A 9,785-nucleotide genomic window follows, 5' to 3' on the forward strand; every position below is an offset into this window, starting at 1 on the left:
GGTTCAGAGCCGGGCGCGGGCGTAGGGGTTCAAATAAATTGAGCGAACGGCAGCCCCTGACAGTCAGAGCCTGCAGCACCTCTTCATTCACCCACGCGAGGTCAGGCCATGAACATTCCCATTCCACCGGAAACCCCCGATCCGAACATCGACGACCCCAGCTTGCCGCCACCCGTGCCGGAGGAGGACCCGGACGAGCTGCCGATCAAGCCAACCGTGCCGCCAACGGTGGGCGACCCGCCGAGCCAGGAGCCACCGGTGAAGGCTTAAGGGTAGACCACTGCTACTGATATTTTTGCCAGTAGCGGTGTCTGCCGGTTGTGCTGATGATGAGTTCTCCTTACTGCCAACAGGAGAACTCATCATTGTGGACATCCTTGCCAAGTGGCGACGAGACGCGTTCGAACGGCATGTAATCGACTGCTTCCAGAATGCCGGCGTGGTCGACCCTGATACGGGCACTCGTCTTGCGTACCTGGACAAGGACAAATGCGAGTTCGCGTTAATGTGGCTGGAGATATGCCACGGTATTGTTCTGGATCGCGATTACCGCACGCTAGCCGAATTGGCCAAGGCGCTTGACGAGGCGATAAGGCTTCGCTGACACAGCCGGCTTATCAATGATTCCCCCTCTGACGACCCACCCAACACCTGTCATTTTTGCTAGGTGTGCACGTTCCGCTCTCCCTATACGCTTCGATCACTGGCCCTAGCCTGGGCCGCCGACCGCAGCGCAAGGGAGCATGATATGAACGACCTCACCACCGCGGACAGTAACAATACCCCCGCCCAGCGCTCGGACGCCGCCACCTACATGAACCTGTTTCCCGATACCCGGGAACGCTGCGCCCCAGCCTCGCCATGGGCAGACAATGAGCGGCCAGCCTACTTGGTCCATCTCAAGGGCCTGATAGAAGAACTGCAAAAAAAGGCAAAGGTTGCCGAGCCGGTGACGCTGCAGACTCGCCGCCCGGATCTGCTGCAACTCAAGCTGAACAACAGGAACATCCGTAAAAGCCTGGCGAAAATCGACATCGTGCTCGAGGTGCTCGAGCGGCATGCGGGGGTGGCTCGCAAAGGCTTGCCAAGCGCTGTGGCCGAGGGCGTGTACAAGGGTAATGTTCCCTTCCACAACGCCTGGGAAGCGATCAAGGCCACCCTGGCCATGAAGCAGCTGCCCCTGTGGGACCTGCTGTACAGCGTGAACATGGGCATGCCCGCCTTCAGCTTCGATGCTGCAACGCTTAACGCCCAGCACAACGCCGCGCTGCTGAGCAGCGGTTTCTCGCCGCAATTGCGGACCCTGCTGCTGCAGCCCGCCAGCGCGGCGAAGGACTTCTACAAGACGCAGTTCCACATCCCCGCCACGAGCCCGAAAGGCAACCTCGATACCACCTACCAACTGACCCAGGCACTGGGCCTGACACGCAGGGAGCTGCGTCGTCTGCTGGCCGTAAGCGCCCTCGGCAAACATAACACCTCGGTGACCCGCAGCCCTTACGTCATCAGCCAAACGGTGGCCGAGGCTTCGAGCAAAGCCTACGGCGCAGCGTTCATCAACGGTGGAGGCGCCCCTCTGTATCTGGTGGAAGCCGCCGAGACCCAGAAGGCCGATGCGCCATCAAACGGTGCAAAAAAAACCGCCAAGAAGACCATCACGATCGCTGGGATCAGCACCCAGCATATCGATCGCCTGCAACGCATCCTGCGCCTGCAGCGTGCACTTGGCCTGCCCCCCGACGAGGCCGATGCCCTGGTCATCGCGGCCTTGCGCGCCGAACGCCAACGCCCTGCCCAATACCAGCTGACTGTCAGCACCCTGCGCGCCCTGGGCCTGTTCCGCCATCTGCAACAAAAGTACCAGGTACAGCCGCTGCAATTCGCAGCACTGCTGCACGAAATCCCCTGCCATGGCACCGAGCGTCAGTTGTCGTTCTTCGACAGCGTGTTCGCGCCCCGGCACGATAGTGAAGGGCAAAAACTGGCGGATGTGCTGGTGCTCGATGACCAGCCGTTCGACCCCAATGCCACCACGGGTGAGGATGCCTTGACCGTCAAGCGCCTGGGGTTGGCGCTGCGAGTCGACCCCCTCGTGCTGCGCGCCATCCTCGACACCGTCACGGCCGAACAAGAGCTGGACAAACCACAGCGCTCGCTTGCGGTGGTGTCGGCCTGCTACCGCCTGGCCACGCTCACACGCCTGTTCGGCACCTCGCAGTTGGACGGCTGGATCCTCCTGAAGCTGTTGATGAAGCAGTCCCCGGTTTACCAGCAGCAACTGGCCGGCTGCCCGAGCCTGGGGGCACAGCCGCAACCCTTGCAGGACGCGCAAAAGGCCGAGCTGTTCACCCAGGTGGTCAAGCAACTGCGGGCCCATGCACCCGCAGACTGGCCCAGCGCGGGACTACCAGACGGGCCAGAGGGGCCAGAGGGGCCAGACGAGTGGTCACACCCGTCGGACGTGGAAGACGATCCATCCGAAGCGCAGGATGTCGACGCACACTTCACTCAGTTGATCGCGTTGAACGACGCCGAAAAGGTGCAAATCTTCAACCTGGTCACGGACCGGCTGAACCTGCTGGCGGACCTGCCCCTACCCGATCTCGTCGACGTGCTCGCCGACAAACTGAACCAACTGGATGAGCCCACCAAGGCCGAGCTTGTCGAGCACGTCGCAGCCACCCTGAACTTACCGCTAACGCTGGCCGTCAACGGGCAGGTTGTCGACGCGCTAGCCCTGCGTTTAAGTGCACTGCCGCAGGACACCAAGGCGAGCATCGCGAGCATCGCCAGCGCCGCCGTCGTTGCCACGCAACCGCAAGCGGACATTGTCGATGCCATCGCCGGGGTGATGGCAACGATGGAGTGGTTTGCCCAACAGAACGTCAACGCTCTGGACATGGCAGTGCTCCTCCACGACGGGCCACTGGAAGAGTCTGGGTTGAAAACCTTGTTCGGCCTGTACGCGTCCAAGGCGAAACCAGCCTCTGGCAAGCCCGACCTGCGCCAGGAGCTGAGCACCGCGCTAGGCCTGCCAAGCAAGGAGCACCTGCTGCCACTGCTGCACTGGGTCGCAGTCGATGAAGAGGTATTGGTAAACCGCATCGATGCCGTTCACCAAGAAGTGCAGAAGTCAAAAGGCAAACGCCAACCGCTCGAGTGTTTTACCGCAGACGACCGGGCGCAGTGGTTGACGTTGCAGCGCTACAGCCGCGCGGTCAGCCTGTTCGGCATCGGGCATGCCGCCCTTGACCAGATCATGCCGCACCACTTCAACCTCGGCGCCATCCCTCGCCCGCTCGACCTCACCACCCTGCACCAGCTTGGTGGCTACACGACACTGCTGGGCGGGCTGGCTACCGACAAGCACGAGCCGGACTTGTTGCGTTACCTCAAGCAGGTGCGAACCCCGCTCGACGCCCCAGGCAAGGCCAAGGCCTGGGCCGACCTGGAAGCACTGCTAGGGCACGACCAGGGTGGCCTGGCCAAGCTCGGCATCCCTCTGCCTACCACGCTGCACGCCTTAGCCCGGGTACTGCAACTGACACAGCTGACAAGCCGGCAAGGCCTGTCGGTGGATGGCTTGCTGGTCATCGGCGCACTCACCGCGTCGACCGATGACAACGCCTTCGAACAAGCGGCCATCGCGCTACGCCAAAGCTGCTCCAGCCAGCAATGCCAGACATTGGATGCCCAGCTCAAGCTGGCCTGGCGCGATGCACTGATGCAATGGATGCTGGTGCACTGGGCCGCCCCGCACAAGGACCTGAAGCGGATCAAAAGCCCTGAAGCCCTGGCCGATTACCTGCTGATAGACCTGCAGGTCTCTCACGAACCTCTGACCACCCGGGTGCTCTCGGCCATCGCCAGCCTGCAGCGCTACCTGCAGCAGATCCACTCACGCCTGGAGGACGGCTATGGCGATAAGGCAATCCCCCAGGCCATGCGCGACGAGTGGGATGATTTCTCTTGCAGCTTCGAGCGCTGGAAGCTGCGCAAAGATGCCCAGAACGAACCGCAGAACTTCATCGATCCCTCGCGCCGCACGCGCACGAGCAGCGCCTTCGCCGAGCTTGAAACCCAGCTGGCCCAGGGCAAGTGCACACCGGACGAAATCCAGACTGCCCTGCTCGGCTACCTGAGTACCTTCGAGCACGTCAGCAATATCCAGCCGCTTTCGGCGTACGCCAGCGGTACTGATCCTCTGAGCGATACTTACCACTTCATCGGCAAGAGCAATGTCGAGCCACCCGAATACTACTGGCGCACGCTGGACATGAAACAACGCGACGCCGACAACGCACCGAGCATGATGGCCTGGGGGGAGTGGGAGGAGTTCACGCTGGCAATGAGTGGCGAGATGGTCAAGGGGCCATTGCCGGTGGACAAGGATATCAAAAATAAAATCAAGGAAAAGAGGAAGGAGTCTCCAACTAAAGAGAAAACCGCTGAGACACTTGCAGAGGAACTTCTGGAGCTGGAAAAAAAAGCAGATGACGAACGCACGGAAGTCGACCTGATCCGTCCGGTCATCATCGCCGGTCGCCGGTATGTGGTGTGGGTCGAGCGGGACATCGCGGCAATTCCCATGGGACCGGACAAAACGAGCGAGTACCATGCGCTGAGGGTGTGCTTCGCCTACCAGCAGATTGACGGGAACTGGAGCCCGGCCAATGTGTTGATGCAGCTGGATGGGCATGATGCGGCAGGACATTTTGATGAAGGTAAAGATAAAAAAGGCACTCAGAACAAATTCTTGAAGACCAAGAAGTTCCAGGCGGGTTTGATGGTGATGGTGAATCAACTGGGGGGGCGCGAAAATGACCCGTGGTTGATGGTGATGTTGTTCGATGTGGAGAAGGTCAAGGATTCGAAGGGCAACGTCAATACCAGCACCTGGGAGCGTGACAACGAGTATTTCCTTATTGGCAAGGACCTCCTACTGCTCGACACCAAGACATTGGATAAGGCCAACTCGAACGACAGAACCAATGAGAAAACGCTGGTAAAAAACTGGATAGCTCTTTTCCGTGACCCGCGCACGGTGCAGCATCCCTATATTGGGCCTCGCCAAATCGTAGAGGACCAAAAAAGCAAGCCAACATGGGAATCCTCTTTGGGGCCAATTAGGCACGCCCCCTCTATCTCTATCGACGAGCTCAAACCTAATAAAAAAACCCAGATACACGAAAAAAAACACACAATTGAAACATCAATAAATCCCCAATACCTCGGGGTATACCAGTATCCAGAAATCACTTTATTCAATGATGCACTGGAGACCGTTGGCACAATTAAAATCCTAGAGCTCGTGCACTTTGGCTCCTCCGGCTTTAAGGGTGGGCCCTTCTTCATACATTACTCCATACACAAAACCGAAACAATCATAACAAACTCAGCCATCACGGGAGTTGAGATCACCATTGAGAGTGCCGAGCTAAGTGGTAACAGTACATCCATAACTGTATTTGACAGCGCCTCCGATTCTTACAACAGCCCCGCACTGAGAAATCACACAAGCGGCGAGATTACTTTCCATTGCCCAAGACCTAACACTTACAACACTCTCAACTTACCGATAACCCTAAAAACTTCATACGACCTTTCACACCAGACCAGCGCCAAACTTCAACTCATCAATATAACCCCAACCCCCGCAACGCTTACAGCCACAGTTTCACCAACAGCCGAAACCCTAGCCACCCTCCAACAACCTTTATCTATCGCAGACTTAAACATTCTCAAAGAATACAGTTTAACAGACCTAGAATCTGCCTTAACTAGCCCCCCTCACTTGGACAACCTAGACAGAATAAAGCGCTCCATTTTGAGTGTCCGTTACACTTCAAACCCTGATTCAGAGGAGCCGCCCAAAGATGTTTCGAAGCGCTCTGCTGGCAGGATTTCGGTCCATGCGGCCATCACTCGTGCGCAGCACGCAGGCCAGCTCGATGCTGTCAGCACGTACATCGCAATGGAAAAGTCCGCCATCCTGGCTGAAGTACACACGCCCCTTGACCCGTCCCTGCTGCAGCTTCTGAACTCGCTCATTCGCCTTCGGCACTTTCACCCTGAGGCCTGTGTTCGCATCCTGCTCCGTTTCGGCCCCGAGCATCCACCGGTCTTCACCGATGAAGTCCCCCTCGATGGCCAGAGCACGATTGCTTTTCAGCTCCCCATCAGCCGTGATCGGGCCATCTCAAGCTATTCATTTGACTTTGAGCTCTACTATCTTGCTAACCGTTTGAAAACGACCCTGACTTACAATGTCGTGGACGACGCCGATGATGCCGTGGATAGCGTACACATCAGGCGCAATGCCGAGCAGGCCCTCTACCTGGATTTGTCCGAAGTCAATCAAGCGGACCCCGATAACGCCCTATCGGTCGATTACCTGCGCCTGAACACCCTGTTCGGCAAGCGCCTGGTCGCTGAGGCCACGCAGTCGGTCACGCAGGTGTTGTCCTGGCCGACCCAGCACCTGCCCGAACCGCGCCTGGAACCTGGCGGCACCAGCAGTACCGTCGACTTCCGCGGTGCCAACGGCATGTATTTCTGGGAATTGTTCTTCCATGCCCCGCTGCTGATTGCCTGGCTGCTGCGGCAAAACCGCGACTACCGGGGTGCCTGGCAGTGGTGCACCGGCCACTTGTTCGACCCCTACCGTACCTGGAGAACAGACCAGGACACCCCGCAGTACTGGTTGAGCAAGCCGATCCGAGATGACCATGGCGCCTATCGACAAATAGCGGAAACCGACGATCCCGACCTGATCGCCTATGCCGAGCCCGAGCGCTACCGCAAAGCGCTTCACCTGTTCGTGGTGGAAAACTGGCAACGCGAGGGTGACGAACTGTACCGCCAGCTCACCCTGGCCACGCTGGAGGCCGCCGCGCAATGCTACGACAAGGCCCTGCGCCTGATCGGCCTGTTGCCCGAGCACCTGTCGAGCGCCCCGGCCGATGCGCCGACGCTGGCACAAGCCACCCCGGACCAGTTCACCCCGCCGCTGAACAACAAACTGGTCGAACTACGCAACCTGCTGCGCAACCGCCTGTTCAACCTGCGCCACGGCCTGAGCCTGGACGGCAAGCCCGTGCCGATCATGCTCGACCCCGACTTCCTGGAACGCCTCGCCCAGGGGCACACCAGCGCCAGAGAGGGTCAGGTAGCCAAGCTCAAGCCTCCGCAGGTGCCACCTTGCCGTTATGACCAGGCGCGCACATTCGCCCGGGAGGCCGTGGAACAGCTGATCGGCATGGGGCAGACGCTGCTGGGCTATTACCAGACCGAAGCCACCCAGCAGCTTGAATTGCTCAGCAAGCGCAACCTGATCAAACTGCTGGACTTCCCTTACCAGCTTCAGCAACAGGCGCTGGAGTTAGCCAAGCGCGAGCGCGAGACGTTAATCACCAGCAAAGCGATGGTGCAGCAACGTTTGGATTACTACCAGGAACTGAACGACGTCGGGGTTAAAAGCTTGGAGGAGTCTGCGCTCTCGCATTGGACCGATTCATATAACACCCGCATAGCCGCAGCTCCGTTCTATTACCTTACTTCCGCTATGTCTTTTATACCCACTATCGGTGGGACTGCAGTGGGTGGTTGGTCACCTGAAGAGGCACCCGAGGCGGTCGCCAACCTCATCGAATCAGTATCAGAACTACTGGAAACGAAGGCTAACACCTTCGACAAGAGGGCTGAATTCCAACTCCGTGCCAAACAATGGCAGTACGAAGCCGGGCAAGCCACCCTCGAACTCACCGTTCTCGACAAACAACTGCGCGAAAGGGACGTGCAGCTCAAGGCCGCTCGCATCGCCCTGCAAGAAGCCCACGCTACCCGCGCAGCTCACCAGGCCGAGTATGAGGTGATGACCTCGGTGTTCCCCAGCCGCACCACCTACCTGTGGCTGATCGGCCGGCTCTCGCAGATTTACGCCACCGCCTACGATGCCACGCTGTCACTGTGCCTGATGGCCGAGTCTTGCCTGCAGTATGAGCTGGGTGATTTCACGAGCACCTGGATCAAACCTGGCGCCTGGCTGGATAACTGGCGCGGCATGCTAGCCGGCGAGGCCCTGGCGCGGGACCTGATGCTGATGGACCTGTCGGCCATCCGCGAAAACCATCGGCCACTGGACATTCGTGCAGAGCTCTCCCTTGTCAATGACCTTGGGCTTACCAAAGAACAACTGCATCAGCAACTGCTTAAAGAAATCCCGATTCAGTTCAGCCTTGCCCCCCACCACTTCGATAAGCACTTCCCCGGCCATTACATGCGCAGGATCGAGCGCATCTTTCTCACGTTCACATACAGTCCGAAGACTAAACCTACTTCTCCCTCGGGCATGCTCTATCAGACCGCTAACAGGGTGTTGCTAAAGGATGATTCCGACGGCGCGAACTACCTTTACGGCGTCGAAGGTGGCAGCCTAAATAACGTACTGCTAAACCTGAACCCCAACCAGAAGATTGCCATCTGGTCACCTAAAGAGACCTTTCCCAACTATGACCTGCAACCCTCGATCCCCGATAAGTCTCGCTACCAGCCATTCGAAGGTACAGGATTGCTTTCCAGCTGGAGGCTCGAATTTCCGCGTGGCGCAAAAAACAATTCCAGTTTATTTGTGGATGACACTTGTACGCTCGAGGATATTAGTGTGCATATCATCTACTCAGCGCTGGACGGCTCGGCCGACTTTCGTAAGCATGTAAAAACTTTACTGCAGAAAACCGGTGTTAATGTCGTCGACACCCCCGCGCCGACTAAGAATCCATCGGGAACGACTAAAAATCCATCTGGAACGACTGAGAATCCACCTGGAACAACTGACAACGGACAAAAGGCGAGCGATGACGCAGTCGATCCAAGCCTGGCTGCGCAGGGTCTTGAAATCCAGCGCCGAGCTAGCGCCTTGGCCGAGGCCATGACGGCTGATCTGGAGGCTGCTGCGTGGAGTCAGGCCGCGCAGGACGACGCCAACGCCGATGCACTCAAAGCCACCGAAGCTGCAGATCAACTGACGACGGCCAATACGGCGGTAACCGAAGCCCAAACCGCAGCCAGCAAAGCCAAGGCTGCCAGAGAAAAGGCCGACAACGCAACAACAGCGGATGACGCAGAAAAAGCGGCGAATAAAGCCAAAAGCGCGGCCGACGATGCGAAAGCCGCAGCGAAGAAAGCCGCCGCCGCCCGCAAGGCAGCCGAAGACGCTGACAGGCTTAAAAAAGATCAAGAGGCTGACCTGATCACCAAGAAGATTGCATACCTGGAAAAAAATATGAACAAGGAAATCAGAATCACCCGATGGACAGGGAACGGTAACGTCTATTACAACCGTGGCACCCTGATCAATATCGACAAAAAAAATAATACGTTCACATTAAAAAGCGAGGTCTATGACGAAAGCTACACCTTCCCCATAACAGACGCACCAGTCAATTAAGAACCCATCACGCTCAACGGCCCCGAGCCGTAAGCAGGTTATGCATTTAAACCAACATGAGGACACAACAATGAGCACAGAAAAAACAACACTTGAGGCATTCAAACAATTCTTAGACAATCAGCTAGACTATACAGACGAAATCGACGAGACCACATCGCTCTTGGACATTAACGGAGATGGTAACCGCTGGATCAGAGCCCTGCTTAGAGAGTTCAACGAGCTCGAAATTTCCATTAGCGAACTGTCCAAACTTGGGACCGTTGGTGAATTGCTGAATAAGATAAACGGGACTGAATAGCCCCCGTGCACCAGGCTGCGTACACACTGAGTGATT

At 57.7% G+C, this 9,785-nt stretch carries 4 protein-coding genes; all 4 read left to right on the forward strand.

The features are described 5' to 3' along the window. Positions 1 to 108 precede the first annotated feature (108 nt). The 4 genes from OO306_RS05245 (at position 109) to OO306_RS05260 (ending at position 9,749) form a co-directional block, all read left to right on the forward strand. Complete coding sequence (locus tag OO306_RS05245) at positions 109 to 270, forward strand: hypothetical protein (protein ID WP_003251307.1); 162 nt, start codon at positions 109 to 111, stop codon at positions 268 to 270. Between the two features lie 97 nt (positions 271 to 367). Continuing rightward, positions 368 to 604 (forward strand): hypothetical protein, encoded by a 237-nt coding sequence (locus tag OO306_RS05250; protein ID WP_238215048.1) that lies wholly within the window; start codon positions 368 to 370, stop codon positions 602 to 604. A 144-nt stretch (positions 605 to 748) separates the two neighbouring features. After that, positions 749 to 9,448, forward strand: coding sequence for a neuraminidase-like domain-containing protein (locus OO306_RS05255; RefSeq protein WP_265967924.1), 8,700 nt, complete (start codon positions 749 to 751; stop codon positions 9,446 to 9,448). 70 nt (positions 9,449 to 9,518) lie between these two features. Further along, positions 9,519 to 9,749, forward strand: coding sequence for a hypothetical protein (locus OO306_RS05260; RefSeq protein ID WP_265967925.1), 231 nt, complete (start codon positions 9,519 to 9,521; stop codon positions 9,747 to 9,749). The last annotated feature ends 36 nt before the right edge of the window (positions 9,750 to 9,785 follow it).

This window comes from Pseudomonas sp. DCB_AW (assembly GCF_026240895.1).
Classification (GTDB): Bacteria; Pseudomonadota; Gammaproteobacteria; order Pseudomonadales; family Pseudomonadaceae; genus Aquipseudomonas; species Aquipseudomonas kermanshahensis.